Origin of the sequence: Pseudomonas sp. ICMP 460, from assembly GCF_002723595.1 — a bacterium.
Classification (GTDB): Bacteria; Pseudomonadota; Gammaproteobacteria; order Pseudomonadales; family Pseudomonadaceae; genus Aquipseudomonas; species Aquipseudomonas kitaguniensis.
The window spans coordinates 85447-107029 of record NZ_LKBR01000035.1 but is presented as its reverse complement, the minus strand read 5'-3'; the positions used below and the strand labels follow the sequence as shown (position 1 = coordinate 107029).

The window sequence follows — 21583 nt, the reverse complement described above, 5'->3', positions numbered from 1 at the left end:
GTTTCAATTAGAAGAAGCACCGCAGGACTATGACTGGTCCCCTGCAGCCTTCTTGGTCACCCGGCAATATCGCGAATGGCGATTTCGCTCAAGATGCGTTCCAGCACCTGCTCGATGGACAACTCCGTGGAATCCAGCTGAATAGCGTCAGCCGCCGGCTTAAGCGGGGCTACCGCGCGCTGGGTATCACGCTCATCGCGTGCACGGATCTCATCTAGCAGACTCGACAGACTAACACCATCGACTTTGCCCTTCAACTGCAAGTAACGGCGACGAGCACGCTCCTCGGCGCTGGCAGTGAGGAAAATCTTCAGCGGCGCTTCGGGAAACACCACAGTGCCCATATCGCGGCCATCGGCCACCAGGCCCGGCGGCTCCTGAAACGCCCGCTGGCGCTGCAGCAAGGCGTCGCGCACGGCCGGGAGCGCGGCCACCTGGGAAGCCCAGGAGCCGACCTGTTCGTTGCGCAGATCATCGGTCACATCGTCGCCTTCGAGAATGATGCGCTGCGGATGACCTTCCGTCGCGCCGACAAACTGCACATCAAGGTGCGCTGCCAGCAACTTCAGGGATTCTTCGTTGGTCAGGTCGACGCCGTGGTTGCGTGCGGCAAACGCCAACAAGCGATACAGCGCGCCGGAATCCAGCAGGCACCAGCCGAGGCGCTTGGCCAGGATGCCGGCGATCGTGCCTTTGCCCGAGCCGCTTGGCCCGTCGATGGTAATCACCGGTGCTTTGATATTCACAATTGAGCCTCTTGGGCAACACGGATGCCGACGTCGGCACACAGTGTAAGAAAATTCGGAAAAGATGTAGCGACATTGGCGCAGTCACGAATACGAACAGGCGCCGCTGCCCGCAGGGAAGCCACGCTGAACGCCATGGCAATCCGGTGATCGCCATGAGCGTGCACGTCGCCGCCGCCGATCGGGCCACCGTCAATGATAATCCCATCGGGCGTCGGTTCACACTTCACGCCCAGCGCCAGCAGACCGTCGGCCATGACCTGGATACGGTCAGACTCTTTGACCCGTAGCTCTGCCGCACCGCGCAACACCGTGCGCCCCTCAGCACACGCCGCCGCAATAAACAGCACCGGGAACTCATCAATCGCCAACGGCACCAAGGCCTCGGGAATCTCGATGCCTTTCAGGGCGGCGGCGCGCACACGCAGATCTGCAACCGGCTCACCGCCGACTTCGCGCGGGTTTTGCAGGGTAATGTCGGCACCCATCAACCGCAGAATATCGATTACCCCGGTGCGCGTCGGGTTGATACCGACATGCTCCAGCACCAGCTCGGAACCCTCGGCAATCGACGCTGCCACGAGGAAGAAGGCCGATGAAGAAATATCCCCCGGCACCTCGATACGCGTTGCGCTCAATACATGGCCTGATTCCACTGATGCCGTGGCACCCTGTACCTGCACCGGATAACCGAAGCCGCGGAGCATTCGCTCGGTGTGGTCACGGGTCGGCGCAGGTTCGGTGATAGCGGTTGTACCCTCGGCGTACAGCCCCGCCAGCAACAGGCAGGATTTGACCTGGGCGCTGGCCATCGGCAGCGCATAGGTCAGGCCTTTCAGCGCCTGACCACCGCGAATGGTCAGCGGCGGACGCCCGTGCGGCGCGGTTTCGATGACTGCACCCATTTCCCGCAAGGGCTCGGCCACTCGGTTCATCGGGCGCCTGGACAACGACGCATCACCGGTCAGCACACTGTCGAAGCGTTGCGCCGCCAGCACGCCGCAGAGCAGGCGCATCGACGTACCGGAATTACCCAGATAGATCGGCCCTGGTGCTGGCTTCAAGCCATGCAGGCCCACGCCATGAATAGTCACGCGCCCATGGTGCGGGCCTTCAATCACCACGCCCATGTCGCGGAACGCCTGCAGGGTCGCCAGCGCATCTTCACCTTCGAGAAAACCGTCGATCTCGGTCACGCCATCAGCCAGCGAGCCGAGCATGATCGAGCGATGAGAAATCGACTTGTCACCCGGCACCCGAATACGTCCGCTCAAGCGGCCACCCGGGTTGGCGATAAAGGTCAGCTCATCGGTGTTCACTGCAGTTTCCACATAAGCCCGGCGCGCCAGGATCTTGCTGAAATGCTCGCGCGCCACCCGCGCACGGGTGAACACGCCCAATAATTGATGGCCATCACCCGCATCAACCGCGTCGCGCAAGGCGTCGAGGTCACTGCGGAAGGTGTCCAGGGTACGCAACACCGCCTCGCGATTAGCCAGGAAGATGTCGTGCCACATCACCGGGTCGCTGCCGGCAATACGCGTGAAATCGCGGAAGCCACCGGCGGCGTAGCGGAATATATCGAGGTTCTCGTTGCGCTTGGCCAGGGAGTCCACCAGACCAAAGGCCAACAGATGCGGCAAATGGCTGGTCGCCGCCAGCACTTCGTCGTGGCGCTCGACCTGCATATGCTCGACATCCGCGCCCAACTCGCGCCACAGCCGATCCACCACGGCCAAGGCTGCAGGGTCGGTTTGTGCAAGCGGGGTCAAAATCACCTTATGCCGGCGGAACAACTGCGCATTGGACGCCTCTACCCCGCTCTGCTCGGAGCCGGCAATCGGATGCCCCGGCACAAAACGCGCGGGCATACCCCCAAACGCCTGTTGCGCCGCGCGCACCACATTGCCCTTGGCACTGCCGACGTCCGTCAGGATCGCCTGCCCCAAGTCCATACCGGCGAGCAACGCGAGCAACTTCTCCATCGCCAGAATCGGCACGGCGAGCTGGATCACATCAGCACCCTGGCACGCGAGCGCGAGGTCTGCCTCACAGCGATCGACCACCCCCAACTCCACCGCCAGCTTGCGCGATTGTGGGTCCAGGTCGACACCCACCACTTCGCCACACAACCCGCTTTCACGCAGGCCTTTGGCGAAGGAGCCGCCGATCAACCCCAGACCGACCACCACCAGGCGACCAATCATAGGCACAACAGGTTGCAATGCAGTGACATCAACCACGAGCCAGAACCTTGGCCAATGCCTCCAGGAAGCGTGCATTCTCGGCCGGCAAACCGATGGTGATACGCAGGTGGTTGGGCATGCCGTAATTGGCCACCGGGCGCACGATCACGCCTTCGCGCAGCAAACCTTGAAACACCGGCGCAGCCACTTGACCAAGATCGGCGCAAATGAAGTTGCCCCTGGAAGGAATCCAGCCCAGGCCCAACTCACGCAAGCCTTGCTGCAGTTGCAGCATGCCGCTTTGGTTGATGCGACGGCTTTCTGCCAGGTAGTCGGTATCCTGTACCGCCGCACAGGCCGCCGCCAGGGCGAGGCTGTTGACGTTGAACGGCTGGCGCACGCGGTTCAGCACATCGGCAACCACCGCCGTCGACAAGCCGTAGCCGACCCGCAGCGACGCCAGGCCGTACGCCTTGGAGAACGTGCGCGAGACCAGCAGGTTTGGATACGCGGCCAGAAAATCCAGGCCATCCGGCAGGTCGCCGCCTTCGGCGTATTCGATGTAGGCCTCGTCCAGCACCACCAGCACGTGCTCCGGCACGTCTTGCAGGAAGTCGTTGAGTGCTTGCGCATCAAACCAGGTGCCGGTCGGGTTGTTCGGGTTGGCGATAAACACTACGCGGGTCTGCGCGTCAATCGCCGCCAGCATGCCTGGCAGGTCATGCCCCCACGCCTTGGCCGGAATAACCCGTGCATCGGCGCCGACGGCCTGGGTCACGATCGGATAAACCGCAAATGCGTGGTCGCTGAACACGGCATTCAAGCCAGGCGCCAGGTAGGCACGCCCCACCAACTCAAGAATGTCGTTGGAACCGTTGCCCAGCGTTACCTGGTTCAACTCGACGCGGCACTTTTCGGCCAGCAAAGACTTGAGGGCAAAACCATTGCCATCCGGATAACGCGTCAGCTCGGCCAGCGCGTCACGAATCGCCGCCAATACCTTGGGGCTTGGGCCAAGCGGGTTTTCGTTACTGGCCAGTTTTACAATGCTGCCCGGGTCGAGATTCAACTCACGCGCCAGCTCATCCACAGGCTTGCCTGGAACGTAAGGCGAGAGCTGATGCACGCCCGGCTGCGCAAGGGAGAGGAAGTTGCCACTCATGTCAAAGCCTCACAAAACCGCTTTCGGGTAAGAGCCCAGCACCTTGAGTGCGACGGCTTCCTGACTGATTTTCTCCAGCACACCCTTGACCAGCGGGTCACGGTGGTGGCCGATGAAGTCGATAAAGAACACATAGGTCCATTTACCGCTGCGCGAAGGCCGCGTTTCGATTCGCGTCAGGTCAATGCCGTTGTCGTGGAACGGCACCAGCAGCTCATGCAGCGCGCCGGGCTTGTTGCTCATCGAGACGATGATCGAGGTCTTGTCGTCGCCGGTTGGCGGCACTTCCTGGCTGCCGATCATCAAAAAGCGCGTGGAGTTGTCCGGGCGGTCTTCGATTTTTTCAGCCAGGCGCGTCAGGCCATACAGGCCCGCTGCCATATCGCCGGCAATCGCCGCCGAGTTCCACTCACCCTTGACCCGCTTGGCCGCTTCGGCGTTGCTGGACACCGCCACGCGCTCGACATTCGGGTAATGCGCGTCCAGCCATTTGCGGCACTGGGCCAACGACTGCGCGTGGGAGTAGATACGGCTGATGCTGTCGGTTTTGGTGCTCTCGCCCACCAGCAGGTGGTGGTGGATGCGCAGCTCGACTTCGCCGCAGATCACCATGTCGTGCTCAAGAAAGCTGTCCAGCGTGTGGTTGACCGCACCTTCGGTGGAGTTTTCCACCGGCACCACGCCAAAGTTCACTGCGCCGGCCGCCACTTCACGGAACACTTCGTCGATTGCCGCCATGGGCTTGCTGATCACCGCGTGGCCAAAGTGCTTCATCGCCGCCGCTTGGGTGAACGTGCCTTCCGGGCCGAGATACGCCACTTTCAGTGGCTGCTCCAGGGCCAGGCACGACGACATGATTTCACGGAACAGGCGCGCCATCTCTTCATTGCCCAACGGGCCCTGATTACGCTCCATCACGCGCTTGAGCACCTGCGCTTCACGCTCAGGCCGGTAGAACACCGGCACTTCACCTTCCGCCAGCGACGCCATTTTTACCCGTGCAACTTCCTGGGCGCAGCGCGCACGCTCACTGATCATCTGCTGGATTTTTTCATCCAGGCTGTCAATGCGAACACGCAGGGCCTTGAGTTCTTGATCAGACATTAGCCATGTTCCTTTTCGAACTCCGCCATGTAGGCAACCAGCGCGTTGATCGCGTGGATGTCGACAGCGTTGTAGATGGAGGCGCGCATGCCACCTACCGAACGGTGGCCCTTGAGGTTCAGCAGGCCGCGCGCGTCGGCGCCGGCCAGGAAAGGTTTGTCCAAACGGTCATCAGCCAGGCGGAACGGCACGTTCATCCACGAGCGGTCGGGCACGTTGATAGGGTTGCTGTACAAGCCGCTGGCATCGATGAAGTCGTACAGGGTGCGCTTTTTCTGCTCATTAAGCTTGCCCATGGCGGCAACACCGCCCTGCTCTTTCAGCCACTCGAACACCAGGCCGGAGAGGTACCAGGCGAACGCCGGCGGGGTGTTGTACATCGAGCCGTTGTCGGCCGCGACCTTGTAGTTGAGCATGGTCGGGCACAGCGAACGCGCACGGCCCAGCAGGTCTTCACGAACGATGTTGACCAGAATGCCGCTCGGGCCGATGTTCTTCTGAGCACCGGCGTAGATCATGCCGTATTTGGACACATCTATCGGGCGCGAAAGAATGTCCGAAGACATGTCGCACACCAGCGGCACGTCACCCACTTGCGGCACCCAGTCGAACTCCAGGCCACCGATGGTCTCGTTCGCTACGTAGTGCACGTAGGCCGCATCCGCAGACAGCTTCCACTCGTTCTGACCGGGAATGGCGAAGTAGTCGTAAGGCTTGGCGGTGCCCGCCACATTGACGTTGCCGTAACGCGAGGCTTCTTCAATGGCCTTCTGGCCCCAGATACCGGTGTCGATATAGTCGGCGGTGCCGCCTTCCGGCAGCAGGTTCAGCGGGATTTGCGCGAACTGCTGGCTCGCGCCGCCTTGCAGGAACAGCACTTTATAGTTGGACGGGATGCCCAGCAAGTCGCGCAGATCCTGCTCCGCTTTGGTGGCAATAGACACGAACTCATCGCTGCGATGGCTCATTTCCATCACAGAGAGGCCTTTTCCATGCCAGTCGAGGAGTTCACCCTGCGCACGCTGCAGGACTGCTTCAGGAAGCGCCGCGGGACCGGCACAGAAGTTATAGGCTCTCTTGCTCACATCCAATCTCACTTTGATCTGGTGGTAGTCACGCAAACATATTCAGTCAACATTTCCATCCGGACAAACAACAAGGGGGCGAATTTTCATCCGCCCCCTGTGTGTCCGCTTATTCCTGCGGTTCTTCTTCGTCTGCGGCAGCATCGAGGGTTGGCTCGTCGACGCTTTCATCGCCGGTTGCGATGACCTCGCCATCAAGCGCTTCTTCGTCTTCCAGCTCTTCGCCTTCAACTTCCGACGGCTCCTGCACACGCTCCAGGCCGACCAGTTTTTCGTCTTTGGCCAGCTTGATCAGCGTCACGCCCTGAGTATTACGGCCCAGGCTCGACACTTCAGCGACACGGGTACGTACGAGGGTGCCCTGGTCGGAAATCAGCATGATTTCCTCGCCATCAAGCACCTGCACCGCGCCGACCAGACGGCCGTTGCGGTCGTTGCTGACCATGGCGATAACGCCTTGGCCGCCACGCTTGTACTCCGGGAACTCGCTGATAGCGGTACGTTTGCCATAACCACGCGCCGAAGCGGTGAGGATCTGGCTGCCTTCTTCCGGGATCAGCATCGAAATCAGCTTCTGCCCTTCCGGCAGGCGCATGCCGCGCACACCGCGAGCGGTACGGCCCATGGCGCGCACGTCGGATTCTTTGAAGCGTGTCACTTTACCGCCGTCGGAGAACAGCATGACTTCACGCTCGCCGTCGGTGATGGCGGCCGAAATCAACACGTCGCCTTCGTCCAGCTCCAGCGCGATCAGGCCCACGCTGCGCTGACGGCTGAAGGATTCCAGCGGGGTCTTCTTCACGGTGCCTTTGGCGGTGGCCATGAAGATGAAGTGACCTTCGGTGTATTCGTCGACCGGCAGCATGGTGGTGATGTATTCATCACTGTCCAGCGGCAACAGGTTGACCAATGGGCGGCCACGGGCAGCGCGCGAGGCTTCCGGAATTTCGTAGGTTTTCAGCCAGTACACTTTGCCTTTGCTGGAGAACAGCAGCAGCGTGGTGTGGCTGTTGGCTACCAGCAGGTGAGCAATGTAGTCCTCATCTTTTACGCCGGTCGCCGATTTGCCTTTACCGCCACGACGCTGGGCCTGGTACGCAGCCAACGGCTGGGTCTTGGCATAACCGCCGTGCGAGATGGTCACTACGCGCTCTTCTTCCGGGATCATGTCACCCAGCGTCAGGTCGAGGCGTGCATCGAGGATTTCGGTGCGGCGCACGTCGCCGTATTCGGCGCGGATCACTTCCAGTTCTTCGCGGATCACTTCCATCAGGCGCACGGCGCTGTTGAGGATGCGGATCAACTCGCCGATCTGGTTAAGGATCTCTTGATACTCGGCCAGCAGCTTCTCGTGCTCAAGACCGGTCAGACGGTGCAGACGCAGTTCCAGAATGGCCTGAGCCTGTTCCGGCGACAGGAAGTACTTGCCTTCGCGCAGACCGTATTGCGGGTCGAGGGTCTCCGGGCGGCAAGAGTCGGCGCCGGCGCGTTCAACCATCGCCACTACGGCGCTGGATTCCCACGGCATCTTGATCAGCGCTTCTTTGGCTTCCGACGGGGTCGGCGAGGCTTTGATCAGGGCAATAACCGGGTCGATGTTCGACAGTGCAACGGCCTGGCCTTCAAGGATATGCCCGCGCTCACGCGCCTTGCGCAGTTCGAACACGGTACGCCGGGTGACCACTTCGCGGCGGTGACGCACGAAGGCTTCCAGCAGGTCCTTGAGGTTCAGGATGCGCGGGCGGCCGTCGATCAGCGCAACCACGTTGATACCAAACACGCTTTGCAGCTGGGTCTGGGCGTAGAGGTTGTTGAGGATCACCTCGGGCACTTCGCCACGACGCAGCTCGATCACCACGCGCATACCGTCTTTGTCGGACTCGTCGCGCAGCTCGGTGATGCCTTCCAGCTTCTTCTCTTTAACCAGCTCGGCGATCTTCTCGATCAGACGCGCCTTGTTCAACTGGTAAGGCAGTTCGGTAATGACGATCTGCTGACGGCCACCGACCTTGTCGATGTCTTCGATCATCGAGCGGGCACGCATGTAAATGCGCCCGCGACCGGTGCGGTAGGCTTCGATGATACCGGCGCGACCGTTGATGATCGCAGCGGTCGGGAAGTCCGGACCGGGAATGTATTGCATCAGCTCATCGATGGTCAGCTCAGGATTGTCGATGAGGGCCAGGCAACCGTCGATGACTTCACCGAGGTTGTGTGGCGGGATGTTGGTGGCCATGCCCACGGCGATGCCGCTGGAACCGTTGACCAGCAGGTTGGGAATACGCGTTGGCATGACCGCCGGGATCATTTCGGTGCCGTCGTAGTTCGGCACCCAGTCCACGGTTTCTTTATGCAGGTCGGCCAGCAGCTCGTGCGCCAGCTTGGTCATACGCACTTCGGTGTATCGCATGGCCGCAGCGTTGTCGCCGTCGACCGAACCGAAGTTGCCCTGGCCGTCTACCAGCAGGTAGCGCAGGGAAAATGGCTGCGCCATCCGAACAATGGTGTCGTACACCGCAGTGTCGCCGTGAGGGTGATACTTACCGATCACGTCACCGACAACACGGGCAGATTTCTTGTACGGCTTGTTCCAGTCGTTACCCAGCTCGCTCATCGCGAACAGCACACGCCGGTGCACGGGCTTCAAGCCATCGCGCGCATCAGGCAGTGCCCGCCCGACAATTACGCTCATCGCGTAGTCGAGGTAGGACTGTTTCAGCTCGTCTTCGATATTGACCGGGAGGATTTCTTTGGCCAGTTCGCCCATGAGAAGCCTGATTCCTTTTTCGGGTGAAACCTCGTCACATCCTATGGGACAAACGAAGCTCGCCGCTGCCGGCAGAGTGCCTGACAACGACTTACGACAAATCAACGAGTTATGACACGGATCTGCACGTTACAGGCAACCCCTCGGGGCAGCCCTGGAAACCGCCGGATGTTATCACAATCGCCGCCACGCACCTATCCCCCTGATGCGCATGGAGCATAGTAAGTGGGCAGATAATACGCTTGAGGGCGACGAGAGGGGCTCAGAGGTGGGGTGATGCGTTTTTTTGGGGGCGGATCCGAAAGGTTTATTGACTTTAGCGGCCTATAGCGAGCAAGCCCGCTCCCACACTTGATGTGTGAATACATCCAAAGTGTGGGAGCGGGCTTGCTCGCGATAGCCATTGCACAGGCCCGCAGCGATCAATGCAAGCGCTTGCGGCACATCAACTTGGCCAATTTGGCCGCATCCGGCCGCTCGACGATGCCTTTTTCAGTCACGATCACGTCAATCAGGTCGGCCGGGGTGACGTCGAACACCGGGTTATAAGCCGCCACATCCAGGCGCTGCCCCAGCACTTCCAGCAACTCACCGGCATCGCGCTCTTCAAGGGCGACGTCATCGCCAGAGGCGATCATCAGGTCGAGCGTTGAGCTCGGCGCCACCACCATAAAGCGCACGCCATGGTGCATGGCACAGACGGCCAACTGATAGGTGCCGATCTTGCTGATCACATCACCATTGGCGGCAATGCAGTCGGCACCGACAATCACCCAGGTCACGCCTTTGGTCTTGAGAATATGCGCGCCGGCCGAGTCGGCATTCACCGTGACCGGGATGCCCTCGCCCGCCAGCTCCCAGGCGGTCAACCGCGAACCCTGCAACCACGGGCGGGTTTCATTGGCGTAGACCTGCTCGACCAACCCCTCCAGGAAGGCCGCGCGAATCACCCCGAGCGCCGTGCCGACACCGCCCGTGGCCAGGGCACCGGCATTGCCGTGGGTCAGGATCGCCTGCGGGTTACCCTGGTGCTTGCGAATTCGATCGAGCCCAAATTGAGCCATGACGACGTTGGCTTCGCGGTCGCTTTCATGAATAGCGATGGCTTCGGCCTCCAGCACCGCCAGCGGGTCGGCGTGTGGCTTGAGGCGGTCGAGACGCTCACGCATGCGGTTCAGCGCCCAGAACAGGTTCGCTGCAGTCGGGCGGGCCTCGGCCAGCAGCGCGTAGTCTTCTTCCCACGCAGCCTGCCAGTCATCGCCCTCGGCGAATCGCGCGCGGGCGGCGAGCACCAAGCCATAGGCGGCGCTGATGCCGATGGCCGCTGCGCCGCGCACCACCATCGAGCGAATGGCCGCTGCCACGGCCTCGACCGTGGTGCAGACCACCCAGTTTTCCCGGGACGGCAAGGCACGCTGATCCAGCAGGTGCAGTGCGCCATCACGCCAGTCGATGGCCTTCACTTTCTCCGCAGCCAACAGTCGCTCGCGCATCCCTTACCCCGTACTCATGAACAAAAGCGGGCGATTATAGCGATCCGCCAGCCAAGGCGCTCGGGTATACTTCGCGCTTCTTTTATAGCTCCTCGGGAAGAAGCCTGCGATGACCTCCACTGCCGCCCCGCTCGACGTGTTGCTGCTGCCCACCTGGCTGGTACCTGTCGAACCCGCTGGCGTGGTACTCAAGGAGCATGGCCTGGGCATTCGCGATGGGTGTATCGCGTTCATCGGGCCGCGCGCCGCGGCCTTGAAGCTCGCCGCCACCGAGGTGCGCGAGCTGCCCGGCATGCTGCTCAGCCCCGGCCTGATCAACGCCCACGGGCATGCGGCGATGAGCCTGTTTCGCGGCTTGGCCGATGACCTGCCGCTGATGACCTGGCTCGAAAAGCACATCTGGCCCGCCGAGGCCAAGTGGGTCGATGAAGCCTTCGTGCGCGACGGCACTGACCTGGCCATCGCCGAGCAGCTCAAAGGTGGCATCACCTGTTTCAGTGACATGTACTTCTACCCCAAGGTCGCCAGCGACTGCGTACACAATAGCGGCATGCGCGCGCAGATCGCGATCCCCATCCTCGACTTCCCGATCCCCGGCGCCAGCACGGCCGACGAGTCGATTCGCCAGGGCATCGAGCTGTTCGGCGACCTCAAGCACCACCCGCGCATCAAAATCACCTTCGGCCCCCACGCGCCGTACACCGTGTGCGATGACAACCTCGAAAAAATCCGCGTGATCGCCGAAGAACTCGACGCGGCGATTCACATGCACGTGCACGAAACCGCCTCTGAAGTGCAGCAAGCCGTGGAGCAGACCGGTGAGCGCCCACTCGCGCGCCTGGGCCGCCTTGGCTTGCTGGGCCCACGCTTCCAGGCCGTGCACATGACCCAAATCAGCGAGGATGACCTGGCGTTGCTGGTAGAAAGCAACACCAGCGTTATTCATTGCCCGGAATCCAACCTGAAACTCGCCAGCGGCTTCTGCCCGGTGGAGCGTTTGTGGCAGGCTGGGGTGAATGTGGCAATCGGCACCGATGGCGCGGCCAGCAACAATGACCTCGACCTGCTGGGCGAAACCCGTACCGCCGCGATGCTGGCCAAAGCCGTCGCCGGCTCGGCCACAGCCCTGGACGCGCACCGCGCGCTGCGCATGGCTACGCTCAATGGTGCGCGCGCGATGGGCCTGGAAAGTCAGATCGGCTCGCTGGAGGTCGGCAAGGCCGCCGATATGGTGGCGTTTGATTTGTCGGGGCTGGCGCAACAACCGATCTACGATCCGGTCTCACAACTTATATATGCCACCGGACGCAATTGCGTGAAACACCTTTGGGTCGCCGGCAAGCAGTTGCTCGACAACCGGCAGTTGACCCGCATGGATGAACAACAGTTGACCGCCACGGCCATTGCCTGGGGCCAACGCATCAGCGGGCACAGCGAATAACGCAGGTGTTGAAACAACGCTTCAACACCTGCAAACCGATTTATCAGATTTAGAGGATTCACCATGAGCAACGTCGACCACGCCGAAATCGCCAAATTCGAAGCCCTGGCTCACCGCTGGTGGGACCGCGAAAGCGAGTTCAAACCGCTGCACGACATCAACCCGCTGCGGGTTAACTGGATTGACGAACGCGTCAACCTGGCCGGCAAGAAGGTACTCGACGTCGGCTGCGGCGGCGGCATCCTCAGCGAAGCCATGGCCCAGCGCGGCGCCAGCGTGATGGGCATCGACATGGGCGAAGCGCCACTGGCCGTGGCGCAATTGCACCAGTTGGAATCCGGCGTGAACGTTGAATATCGCCAAATCACCGCCGAAGACCTCGCCATCGAATTGCCGGAACAGTTCGACGTGGTCACGTGCCTCGAAATGCTCGAACACGTGCCAGACCCGTCGTCAGTCATCCGCGCGTGCTTTCGCATGGTCAAGCCAGGCGGCCAGGTGTTCTTTTCTACCATCAACCGCAACCCCAAGGCTTACCTGTTCGCGATCATCGGCGCTGAATACATCATGAAGTTGCTGCCGCGCGGCACGCATGACTTCAAAAAATTCATCCGCCCAAGCGAGCTGGGCGCCTGGAGCCGTCAGGCCGGGCTGACCGTCAAAGACATCATCGGCCTGACCTACAACCCGCTGACCAAGCATTACAAGCTGGCCAGCGACGTTGACGTCAACTACATGATCCAGACCCTGCGCGAGGAGTAAGCCTGTGAAGTTGCGAGCGGTTCTCTTCGATATGGACGGTACGTTGCTCGACACCGCGCCGGACTTTATCGCGATCTGCCAGGCCATGCGTGCAGACCGTGGCCTGGCGCCGATCAACGACCAGCACATCCGCGATGAAATCTCCGGCGGCGCACGCGCAATGGTTGCCGTGACCTTCTCGATGGACCCGGAGTCACCCGGCTTTGAAGCGCTGCGCGAGGAGTTTCTGGAGCGTTACCTCAAAGGCTGCGCGATCCACAGCAAGCTGTTCGACGGCATGGCCGAGTTGCTCGAAGACATCGAGAAAGCCAACCTGGTCTGGGGCGTGGTCACCAACAAGCCGCTGCGTTTTGCCGAGCCGATCATGCAGCAGTTGGGCCTGGCCGAGCGCTCGGCGCTGTTGATTTGCCCTGACCACGTGAAGAACAGCAAGCCCGACCCGGAGCCGCTGATTCTGGCGTGCAAAATGCTCGGCCTCGACCCGGCCAGCGTGTTGTTCGTGGGCGATGACCTGCGCGACATCGAGTCCGGCCGCGACGCCGGCACCCGCACCGCAGCGGTGACTTTCGGCTACATCCACCCGGACGACAACCCGCGCCACTGGGGCGCCGATGTGGTGGTGGACCACCCGCTGGAACTGCGCAAGGTGCTGGATAACGCACTGTGCAGTTGCTGAGTGTTCACGGGGCTTAATGACAGATGAAGATCCCTCACAGGGGGTTTGTAGTTTTCAAGTTCGTTGCTGGCAACCAACCGAGTTTTGTCGAGGTTATGTATGTTTGATTACTCCACACGTCCAGAACTGCTCAAAGGCCGGGTGATTCTGGTGACCGGTGCCGGGCGCGGGATTGGCGCGGCGGCGGCGAAAACCTATGCCGCGCATGGCGCCACCGTGCTGTTGCTGGGCAAGACCGAGGCCAACCTGGCCCAGGTGTATGACGAGATCGAAGCGGCCGGCCAGCCACAACCGGTGGTGATTCCGTTCAACCTGGAGACCGCCCTGCCGCATCAATACGATGAGCTGGCAGCGATGATCGAAAAGGCCTTCGGCCGCCTCGACGGCCTGCTGCACAACGCCTCGATCATCGGCCCACGCACGCCGATTGAGCAATTGTCCGGTGAGAATTTCATGCGGGTGATGCACGTCAACGTCAACGCGATGTTCATGCTGACCAACACCTTGCTGCCGCTGCTCAAGCTGTCTCAGGATGCGTCGGTGGTGTTCACTTCCAGCAGCGTCGGGCGCAAGGGCCGTGCGTATTGGGGCGCTTATGGCGTGTCGAAGTTTGCCACCGAAGGTCTGATGCAAACCCTGGCCGATGAGCTGGACGAGGTGGCATCGGTTCGCGCCAACAGCATTAATCCGGGCGGCACACGCACCAGCATGCGCGCCCAGGCGTACCCAGGTGAAAACCCGATGGAAAGGCCGGCGCCGGAAGAGATCATGCCGGTGTACCTGTACTTGATGGGGCCGGACAGTATCGGCATCAATGGGCAGGCGTTTGATGCGCAATAAAAACTGACACAGCGGTCATCAAACTATGAATAACCTACTAGCTGTGGGAGGGCCCACTGCATCTTTGATGTAGCGCTGTCGCGCAGCAAACGGGCTCGGGGGTGTTCTTTGGATTTTCGTACATATCCATTATTTGGGTGATGGCTTGTATCGGTTTCGCTCTTACAGCGAGTCACTTTTGATAGAGCCCAAAAGTAACCAAAACGCTCTCGCCCCACCACTCGGTGCCTCGCTTAGGCTCGGCATGCCCGCACACAGGCTTGAATCCGTGGGCCGCCGCGATGGGCCATCCTTGGCCCAGCGCGGCTACCCCGGCGTCCTGCCGGGTTACCCACGGATTCAAGCCTGCGTGCGGCCATCGGGGTTTAACGGGGCGCTTCTCAGATCAAGATCACAAAGATCAAGAGCAAGAGCACGGCGGCCTGAAAGCCGACCTGAGTGGTTGAAGCGGATCAGAAGCAGATCAAAAGCAGTTTTGCATACACACCAGATCTACTTTTTTGTTTTTTGTGGGAGGGGGCTTGCTCCCGATAGCAGTTTTACAGTTGATACATGAGTTGACTGACCCGCCGCCATCGGGAGCAAGCCCCCTCCCACAGTTTGAATGCATTCTGCTTGGGAGATTGGGTCGGCTTTCGGGCCGCCTGCTTTTGATTGTGATCTTGATCTTGATCTAAGGCGCCCCGTTAAACCACGATGGCCGAACGCAGATATTACGGAGCGGGTAAACCGGCAGGACGCCGGTTTACCCGCGCTGGGCCAAGGATGGCCCATCGCGGCGGCCCGCTCCGTCATATCGGAGTGAGGGCATGCCGAGCCACAGCGAGGCACCGAGTGGTGGGGCAAGAGCGTTTTGGTTACTTTTGCGCTGTTCAAAAGTGCCCCGCTGTAAGAGCGGAACCGATATAAGCCATAAACTCAATAACGGATATGCACTCAAAACCCAAGCCACAAACCTAAATAAATTTTAATAGCAAAACAATAGGTTATTTGTAGTTTGATAGGAGCAGACCTGCTGAGTATGCAAAAGCCGCTTTTGATCTGATAAGCGCCGCGTTAAACCGGGATGGTCGTAGTGCGGCGCTGTTTGGATCTTAGTTTTTGACCACTTCTTCCAGGGTGAAACGGCCCAATGGGTTCTGCAGGAAATTGCTCACATTCTTGCGAGAGATGTTGATGTAGGGGCTGTAGTACAAGTCGATCCAGTTCACGTCCTGTTTCGCCAGTTTCTGCAACTCGACGTACATCTGCTCACGCTTCACCGGGTCAGCCTCGATGCGTGCCGCCGTAACCAGCGCCTTGACCTTGTCGTTCTTGTAGCGGGTCATGTAGTTCTGGTTGGTGTCGTGGCCCAACACGAAGGTGGTTTTCTGGTCCGGGTCGAGAATATCGTTGGTCCAGTACATCACCGAAATATCGTACTCACCGTCCACCAGCATCTGCCAGCTTTGGGTCGGGTCAACCTTCTGCAAGTTGGCGGTTACGCCGACTTTGGCCAACTGGTCCTTGATGATTACCGCAATCTGCTCGTCGGCTTCGTTGCCGGCGTTGACCACGTAGTTGAGCTTTAAGTCCTGCGCACCGGCAGCGGCCAGCAGTTTCTTGGCGGCCGCGGGGTCATACGGGCGTTGCAGGTTGTTGGCGTAGTGGTACAGAGAACCTTTGGGAATGTAGGAATAGGCCACGGTGCCCTGACCGTAGGTGGCGGTCTTGACCAGCGATTGTTTGTCGATGGCCATGTCCAGCGCCTCACGCACTTCCTGTTTGGCCAGCAGGCCATGGGCGTGGTTGATCAGCAGGTGGTCTTCACGGGTGGACGGGTCGGCGTGGATCACCACGTTCTGGTCTTTTTTCAGCTCTTCCACACGCGAGAACGGTACAAAGATCGCCGTGTCGAGTTCGTTGTTCTGCACCATACGCATGCGCGTATTGTCATCGGTCACCGACACCCATTCCACGCCATCCAGGCTCACGTTCTTGGCCTGCCAGAAGTTCGGGTTCTTCTTGAGGATGACGCGGTCACCCTTGCGCCATTCCTCCACGGTAAACGCGCCGGAGGTCACCGGGTTTTCCGAGTAGGCGTCTTCGCCCATCCTGGTCATGGCTTTTTCCGACAGGATCGACACCGTCGGCGAGGCCAATTGCGAGAGGAACGCCACTGCCGGGGTTTTCAGGGTGACCACCAAGGTGTGCGGGTCGCTGGCCTTGGCGGTGCTGATCAGGCTGAACGGGTCGCTCCACAGCGAGGCTTTGTTGTCGCGGATGCGCAACAGGCTGAACGCGGCGTCTTCGGCGGTAATTGGCGAACCGTCGGAGAACTTCGCATCGCGCAGTTTGAAGGTGTAGGTCAGGCCGTCCGCAGAAATCTCCCAGCTTTGTGCCAGGCCCGGTTCCATCTTCGTGCCCAGGTTATCCACGCGTACCAGCGTGTCGTAGACGTTGGCGAACACCCACGTGTCGCGGTTCTGCGCACTTTTGATCGGGTCAAAGGTGGTGCTGTCTTCGCGGCAACCGATGGTCAACACGCCGGCGGCGTGCGCCAACCCGGCGGTGAGCGACCAGGCGGTCAATGTAGCGGCGGCGAGCAATTTCAAGTGACGGGATTGCATGTCATAACTCCTTGTCTATGAATGGCAGAAACAGGTCAAAGCAAAGGCTCTTCAAGCACGCAACTGTACCGATGCTCGTGCAGGAAATGGGTCGGCGGCAACACCACGGAACACATGCTCCGGGCGTGCCGGCAACGCGGGTGAAAGGCGCAGCCTGTGGGCAAATTCAGCGGGCTCGGCGGCTCACCGGGCAATGGCTGCGCAGGCAAGCGCCGGTGTGGGTCGATCTGGGGAATCGCTTCGATCAACGCCGCCGTATACGGATGGCGCGGTGCGGTAAATACCGCCTCCACTGGCCCCTCTTCAACAATTTTGCCCAAGTACATCACCGCCACGCGGTCGCACAGGCGACGCACGATGGCCAAGTCATGCGCGATAAACAGGATGGCCAGGTTCATGCGCTGTTGCAGTTCCAGCAACAGGTTGATGATCTGGCCCTGAATCGACACGTCCAGCGCCGCCACGCATTCATCGGCAATGATCAAGCGCGGCTCCACCGCCAGCGCCCGCGCGATGCCGACGCGCTGGCACTGGCCGCCGCTCAGGGAGCCGGGTTTGCGGCTGGCCAACTCAGGGCGCAGGCCCACCCATTCAAGCAGCTCAACCACGCGGGCGGGGATTTGCTGCGGGGCGACTTTGCGCTGTACGCGTAATACTTCGGCGAGGGTTTCACCCAGGGTCTGGCGCGGGTTCAGCGCCGCATACGGATCCTGGAAAATCATCGCGGTTTCCTGGCGCAGGCGGGCGATGTCGATGCTGCTGCCGTGGGCCATGTCGACACCGTCAAACAACACCTGCCCGGCGCTGATCGGGTTGAGGTGCAAAATTGCCCGACCGAGGGTGCTTTTGCCGCTGCCGGACTCACCGACCAACCCCAGCGTTTGACCCGCCGCAAGGTTCAGCGACACACCGTTGACCGCCCTCACCCACTGCTTGTTGAGGCCGAACAGCCCGCTGCCGGACGCTGCAAAGCGCACCTCAAGGTCCTTGATCTGCAACAGGCTCATGGGCGAACTCCCAAGGGATAGTGGCACGCCACCCGCGCGCCTTCGGGCATCAGCTCGGTGCACACAGCGCCGACGTGCGGGCAGCGCGGGCTGAAGCGGCATCCGGCGGGCAGCGCATCCAGCAACGGCGGCTGGCCGGCAATCGTACGCAGCAAAGCGTGACCGCTGCTGTGCGCGGGCTGGCAATCGATCAGGCCAGCGGTGTACGGGTGTTGCGGATGCGCCAGCAGCTCATACTTGCTGCCGTGTTCGCACAGGCGCCCGGCGTACATCACCGCGATGGAGTCGCAGGTTTGTGCGACCACGCCGAGGTCGTGGGTGATCATGATGATCGACAGGCCGCGCTGGTCGCGCAGGTCCAGCAACAGCCGCAAAATTTGCGCCTGCACCGTTACATCCAGCGCCGTGGTTGGCTCGTCGGCAATCAGCACTTTCGGGTTGCAACCCAGCGCCACGGCGATCATCGCGCGTTGGCGCATACCGCCGGAAAACTCGTGCGGGTAGTTGTCGACACGTGCCTTGGGGTCGGGTATGCCGACCTGGCGCAGCACTTCGATGGCGTGCAGGCGCGCGTCTTTTTTCGACACGCCCTGATGCAGGCGAATGCCCTCGGCGATCTGTTCGCCGATGCGCATCAGCGGGTCGAGATGGCTGCTGGGGTTCTGGAAGATCATGCCCAGTTGCCCGCCACGCACAGCGCGCATGCCGGCATCGCTGAGTGGCAGCAAATCCTCACCGGCCAGCCGCACCGCGCCGCCCTGTACGCGCAGATGGGGCGACGGCAGCAAGCGCATCAGCCCGCGACAGGCCATGGTTTTGCCCGAGCCGCTCTCGCCCACCAGGCCAAGGATTTCACCTTCGGCGAGGTCGAAGGAGACCCGGTCCACCAGGGTCACATCGCGCCCGCTGTTGTTGGCAATCACACTGAGGTCGCGCACTTCAAGCAGACTCACGAGCGGTCCCCCAGCACTTGCGCCACACCATCGGCAAGCAGGCTGAAACCCATGGCCAGGGTCACAATCGCCAGGCCGGGAAAGGTGCAGATCCACCACGCGGTGGTGATGAACGCCTGACCTTCGGCGACCATTGTGCCCCACTCGGCAGTCGGCGGTTGCACGCCCAGGCCAAGGTAGCTCACGGCGGCGCCATTGAGCAGCACCAGCACCGCGTCAGACATGGAAAACACAATCGAGCCGAACAGGGCATTCGGCAACAAATGCCGGAATAAAATGCGCCCATGGCCAAACCCCAGGCTCTTGGCGGCCAGCGCGAAGTCGCTTTCCTTGAGCACCAGGATCTGCGAGCGGATCAGCCGCGCATACGACACCCACCCGACCAACGCCATGGCGATATAAAAGCTCTTCAAGCCCGGCCCGAGGATGGCCATGATCGCCAGCATCAACACCAAAAACGGGAAAGCCAGGATCACGTCGATCACGCGCATGCAAACGCTGTCGAAACGCCCGCCGATGTAGCCCGAGACCGCACCGACGAAGGTGCCGATCATGAACGGGAAGATCACGCCGATGATGGCCAGTTGCAGGTCAACCCGCGCGCCCCAGATCACCCTGGAAAGAATATCCCGGCCGTAGTTATCCGTGCCAAATGGGTGGGCCAGGCTGGGCGCCAGTAAATTCAAATCGGTGTGTTGGGCAATCGGGTCATACGGCGCAAGCCACGGCGCGAACAGCGCCAGAGCGAACCACGCCGACAGGATCAACACGCCCCACGCGGCGGTCAGGCGGCCGTTGCGAAAACCAAAGCGCAGGCGCAAACGCCAGGGGGCAATCAGCGGTCGGCTGCTCATTGCATCTTCACCCGTGGGTCGAGCGCTACCGTCGCCACGTCGGCGACAAAGTTGACCACCACCGTCGCGCAGGCCAGCACCATGGCCACGCCCTGCACCACCATGTAATCGCGGGTAAAGATGCCGCGCACCAGCAACTGGCCGATGCCGGGAATCGCGAACAGGCTTTCAATCACTACGGTGCCGCTGATCAGCCACCCAATGTTCACCGCCAGCAGGTTGACCGCCGGCACCAGCGAGTTGGGCAACACATGGCGACGGAACACGGCAGCCTCCGACAGCCCTCGCGCGCGGGCGGCGGTGACGTGATCGGCCTGCAACTCCATCAACATGCTCGCGCGCAGGTTGCGCACCAGCACCGCCGACAGCGCGAGGGCGATGGTCAAACACGGCAGCACCATGTGGTGAGCCTTATCGACCAAGGTGCGCCCGTAGCCGGACACCGGGAACAGGCCCCATTGCACACTCAGCAACAAAATCAACATCAGGCCCAGCCAGAACGCCGGCATGCCCAGCCCGACCGTGGTGAACAACCGAATCAGCGTATCCGCCCAGCGGCCTTTATTGCGCGCCGCCAGTGTTGCCAGCGGCACCGCGATCAACAGCGCCAGCAGCACACTGCCGAGCACCAGCACCAGGGTCGGCTCGATGCGCGTGACGATCAGTTTCAGCGCGTCAACCTTGTACAGCAACGATTGGCCGAGGTCGCCTTTGAGCAGGTTTTTGAGGAAGTAAAAATATTGCAGCCACAAGGGCTGATCAAGGCCGTATTGGGCGCGAATTTTCAGCAAAGCGTCCGGCGTGCTGCGCGAGCCCAACAGCGCACGCGCCGGGTCGCCGGGGATGGAGCGCACCAGCACAAAGGTAATCAGGCTGATGCCAAACAGCACCGGCAGCAATTGCAGCGGCCGGGAGAGTACAAATCGGTAACGCGCCAGGTTCATCCGTCAGCCCCGATGGCGAGCGAGAAAGTCCAGCAGCACGGGAAAGTACGCCTGAGGCTCCTCATAAAACGGCATGTGGCTGCTGTTCGGGAACACGTGTAATTCGGCGTGTCTGGCGGCAAGTTTCATGCGCAGGGCGCAAGCGGGCGTGAGTTCATCGTGCTGGCCGGTGGTGATCAATATCGGCATGGTGAACGCGGCCATCTCGGCGAGGCGGTTCCAGTCCTTGAGGTTACCGATGTAAAGGAACTCGTTCGGGCCTTGCATGGTTTCGTAAGGCCCCATGTTCCAGTCGCCGAGCGAGCGTTTGACCGGCTCGGGCCATTCGTCCAGGCGGCAAACGTGGCGGTAGTTGAGCAAGGTAATCGCGGCCTGATACTGCGGGTGATCGAGGGTGCCCATGGCTTCGTGGCGCTGCATCATGGCCACGGTTTCACTGCCGAGGGCGCCGCGCAAGCGTTGGAGTTCTTGAGACAGGTGCGGAATGTCGCCAACGGTGTTTTCGAGGATCAGGCTTTTCAGCGCGTCGGGGTAATGGATGGCGTATTCGATGCCCAGCCAACCGCCCCAGGAATGCCCCAGCAGGTGCACGCGGCCGAGGTTCAGGGCTTGGCGTACGCGCTCGACTTCTTCGACATAACGACTGATTTCCCACAGCGAAACGTCGGTCGGTCTGGCTGATGCGCCGGTGCCAAGCTGGTCAAATGCAACCACTCGCAGGTTATGCGCTTTGAGCCAGCCATGGGCGTCGCGCAAGTAGTCACACGGCAGGCCTGGGCCGCCATTCAGACACAAGAGCACCTCATCGCCTTCGCCGAAGCTGTAGACCACGAGGTTATGGCCGTCGACTTGCACGTTGTACTGCTGGTCGGGGTCAATTTCACGCCACATGCATACATTCCTTGTGTTGTATCGGCCTGGCAAGCAGCGGCCGTTTATCAGGCCAACACTACC

At 61.0% G+C, this 21583-nt stretch carries 17 protein-coding genes; 4 read left to right on the top strand and 13 right to left on the bottom strand.

Annotated features, from left to right (window positions below; translation table 11 throughout):
- Positions 1-56: 56 nt before the first annotated feature.
- The 7 genes from cmk to mtnA form a co-directional block, all read right to left on the bottom strand.
- On the bottom strand, positions 57-746 hold the full coding sequence (gene cmk / locus AO240_RS20905) for a (d)CMP kinase (protein ID WP_003172653.1): 690 nt from the start codon (positions 744-746) through the stop codon (positions 57-59).
- Positions 743-2953 (bottom strand): bifunctional prephenate dehydrogenase/3-phosphoshikimate 1-carboxyvinyltransferase, encoded by a 2211-nt coding sequence (locus AO240_RS20900; protein ID WP_099238859.1) that lies wholly within the window; start codon positions 2951-2953, stop codon positions 743-745. The genes cmk and AO240_RS20900 overlap by 4 nt, the downstream gene beginning before the upstream one ends.
- 28 nt (positions 2954-2981) lie before the next feature.
- A complete protein-coding gene (gene hisC, locus AO240_RS20895) occupies positions 2982-4094 on the bottom strand; it encodes a histidinol-phosphate transaminase (protein ID WP_099238857.1) in 1113 nt (370 codons plus the stop codon).
- 9 nt (positions 4095-4103) lie between these two features.
- A complete protein-coding gene (gene pheA / locus AO240_RS20890) occupies positions 4104-5198 on the bottom strand; it encodes a prephenate dehydratase (RefSeq protein WP_058412934.1) in 1095 nt (364 codons plus the stop codon).
- The gene (serC, locus tag AO240_RS20885) at positions 5198-6283 is read right to left on the bottom strand and encodes a 3-phosphoserine/phosphohydroxythreonine transaminase (RefSeq protein WP_099239081.1); all 1086 of its coding nucleotides are present in this window, start codon (positions 6281-6283) and stop codon (positions 5198-5200) included. Before serC ends, pheA begins: the two co-directional genes overlap by 1 nt.
- A 109-nt stretch (positions 6284-6392) precedes the next feature.
- Positions 6393-9050 (bottom strand): DNA gyrase subunit A, encoded by a 2658-nt coding sequence (gene gyrA, locus AO240_RS20880; protein WP_099238855.1) that lies wholly within the window; start codon positions 9048-9050, stop codon positions 6393-6395.
- Positions 9051-9472: 422 nt separating this feature from the next.
- Positions 9473-10543 (bottom strand): S-methyl-5-thioribose-1-phosphate isomerase, encoded by a 1071-nt coding sequence (mtnA, locus tag AO240_RS20875; protein WP_099238853.1) that lies wholly within the window; start codon positions 10541-10543, stop codon positions 9473-9475.
- A gap of 109 nt (positions 10544-10652) precedes the next feature.
- Between mtnA and AO240_RS20870 the strand changes: the two genes are divergently transcribed.
- The 4 genes from AO240_RS20870 to AO240_RS20855 all read left to right on the top strand — a co-directional run bounded on the left by AO240_RS20870 (position 10653) and on the right by AO240_RS20855 (position 14262).
- The gene (locus tag AO240_RS20870) at positions 10653-11984 is read left to right on the top strand and encodes a TRZ/ATZ family hydrolase (protein ID WP_099238851.1); all 1332 of its coding nucleotides are present in this window, start codon (positions 10653-10655) and stop codon (positions 11982-11984) included.
- A gap of 63 nt (positions 11985-12047) precedes the next feature.
- The gene (gene ubiG, locus AO240_RS20865) at positions 12048-12746 is read left to right on the top strand and encodes a bifunctional 2-polyprenyl-6-hydroxyphenol methylase/3-demethylubiquinol 3-O-methyltransferase UbiG (RefSeq protein WP_058412938.1); all 699 of its coding nucleotides are present in this window, start codon (positions 12048-12050) and stop codon (positions 12744-12746) included.
- A gap of 4 nt (positions 12747-12750) precedes the next feature.
- A complete protein-coding gene (gene mupP / locus AO240_RS20860; protein ID WP_058412939.1) occupies positions 12751-13422 on the top strand; it encodes an N-acetylmuramic acid 6-phosphate phosphatase MupP in 672 nt (223 codons plus the stop codon).
- 99 nt (positions 13423-13521) lie between these two features.
- Entirely contained in the window at positions 13522-14262 is a 741-nt protein-coding gene (locus AO240_RS20855; protein WP_099238849.1) for a YciK family oxidoreductase, read from the top strand.
- A 1094-nt stretch (positions 14263-15356) separates the two neighbouring features.
- Here AO240_RS20855 and AO240_RS20850 read toward each other — a convergent pair.
- The 6 genes from AO240_RS20850 to AO240_RS20825 are packed head-to-tail and all read right to left on the bottom strand — an operon-like array spanning position 15357 to position 21520.
- Positions 15357-16871 (bottom strand): ABC transporter substrate-binding protein, encoded by a 1515-nt coding sequence (locus AO240_RS20850; RefSeq protein WP_099238847.1) that lies wholly within the window; start codon positions 16869-16871, stop codon positions 15357-15359.
- Between the two features lie 35 nt (positions 16872-16906).
- Positions 16907-17878: an ABC transporter ATP-binding protein gene (locus AO240_RS20845; RefSeq protein ID WP_099238845.1), complete on the bottom strand. Its 972-nt coding sequence runs from the start codon at positions 17876-17878 to the stop codon at positions 16907-16909.
- A complete protein-coding gene (locus tag AO240_RS20840; RefSeq protein WP_099238843.1) occupies positions 17875-18831 on the bottom strand; it encodes an ABC transporter ATP-binding protein in 957 nt (318 codons plus the stop codon). The genes AO240_RS20845 and AO240_RS20840 overlap by 4 nt, the downstream gene beginning before the upstream one ends.
- Positions 18828-19685 (bottom strand): ABC transporter permease, encoded by an 858-nt coding sequence (locus AO240_RS20835; protein WP_099238841.1) that lies wholly within the window; start codon positions 19683-19685, stop codon positions 18828-18830. The genes AO240_RS20840 and AO240_RS20835 overlap by 4 nt, the downstream gene beginning before the upstream one ends.
- On the bottom strand, positions 19682-20629 hold the full coding sequence (locus AO240_RS20830) for an ABC transporter permease (protein WP_099238839.1): 948 nt from the start codon (positions 20627-20629) through the stop codon (positions 19682-19684). Before AO240_RS20830 ends, AO240_RS20835 begins: the two co-directional genes overlap by 4 nt.
- Positions 20630-20632: 3 nt before the next feature.
- Positions 20633-21520: a proline iminopeptidase-family hydrolase gene (locus AO240_RS20825; RefSeq protein WP_099238837.1), complete on the bottom strand. Its 888-nt coding sequence runs from the start codon at positions 21518-21520 to the stop codon at positions 20633-20635.
- Between the last annotated feature and the right edge of the window lie 63 nt (positions 21521-21583).

What these genes read in the sequence shown, in the direction of transcription:
- AO240_RS20850 (WP_099238847.1), bottom strand. Translation starts at nt 16,871, where the DNA reads ATGCAATCCCGTCACTTGAAATTGCTCGCCGCCGCTACATTGACCGCC.
- pheA (WP_058412934.1), bottom strand. Translation starts at nt 5,198, where the DNA reads ATGTCTGATCAAGAACTCAAGGCCCTGCGTGTTCGCATTGACAGCCTG.
- AO240_RS20900 (WP_099238859.1), bottom strand. Translation starts at nt 2,953, where the DNA reads ATGATTGGTCGCCTGGTGGTGGTCGGTCTGGGGTTGATCGGCGGCTCC.
- AO240_RS20870 (WP_099238851.1), top strand. Translation starts at nt 10,653, where the DNA reads ATGACCTCCACTGCCGCCCCGCTCGACGTGTTGCTGCTGCCCACCTGG.
- AO240_RS20845 (WP_099238845.1), bottom strand. Translation starts at nt 17,878, where the DNA reads ATGAGCCTGTTGCAGATCAAGGACCTTGAGGTGCGCTTTGCAGCGTCC.
- AO240_RS20855 (WP_099238849.1), top strand. Translation starts at nt 13,522, where the DNA reads ATGTTTGATTACTCCACACGTCCAGAACTGCTCAAAGGCCGGGTGATT.
- AO240_RS20825 (WP_099238837.1), bottom strand. Translation starts at nt 21,520, where the DNA reads ATGTGGCGTGAAATTGACCCCGACCAGCAGTACAACGTGCAAGTCGAC.
- AO240_RS20830 (WP_099238839.1), bottom strand. Translation starts at nt 20,629, where the DNA reads ATGAACCTGGCGCGTTACCGATTTGTACTCTCCCGGCCGCTGCAATTG.
- AO240_RS20835 (WP_099238841.1), bottom strand. Translation starts at nt 19,685, where the DNA reads ATGAGCAGCCGACCGCTGATTGCCCCCTGGCGTTTGCGCCTGCGCTTT.
- mtnA (WP_099238853.1), bottom strand. Translation starts at nt 10,543, where the DNA reads ATGCGCGAGCGACTGTTGGCTGCGGAGAAAGTGAAGGCCATCGACTGG.
- ubiG (WP_058412938.1), top strand. Translation starts at nt 12,048, where the DNA reads ATGAGCAACGTCGACCACGCCGAAATCGCCAAATTCGAAGCCCTGGCT.
- hisC (WP_099238857.1), bottom strand. Translation starts at nt 4,094, where the DNA reads ATGAGTGGCAACTTCCTCTCCCTTGCGCAGCCGGGCGTGCATCAGCTC.
- gyrA (WP_099238855.1), bottom strand. Translation starts at nt 9,050, where the DNA reads ATGGGCGAACTGGCCAAAGAAATCCTCCCGGTCAATATCGAAGACGAG.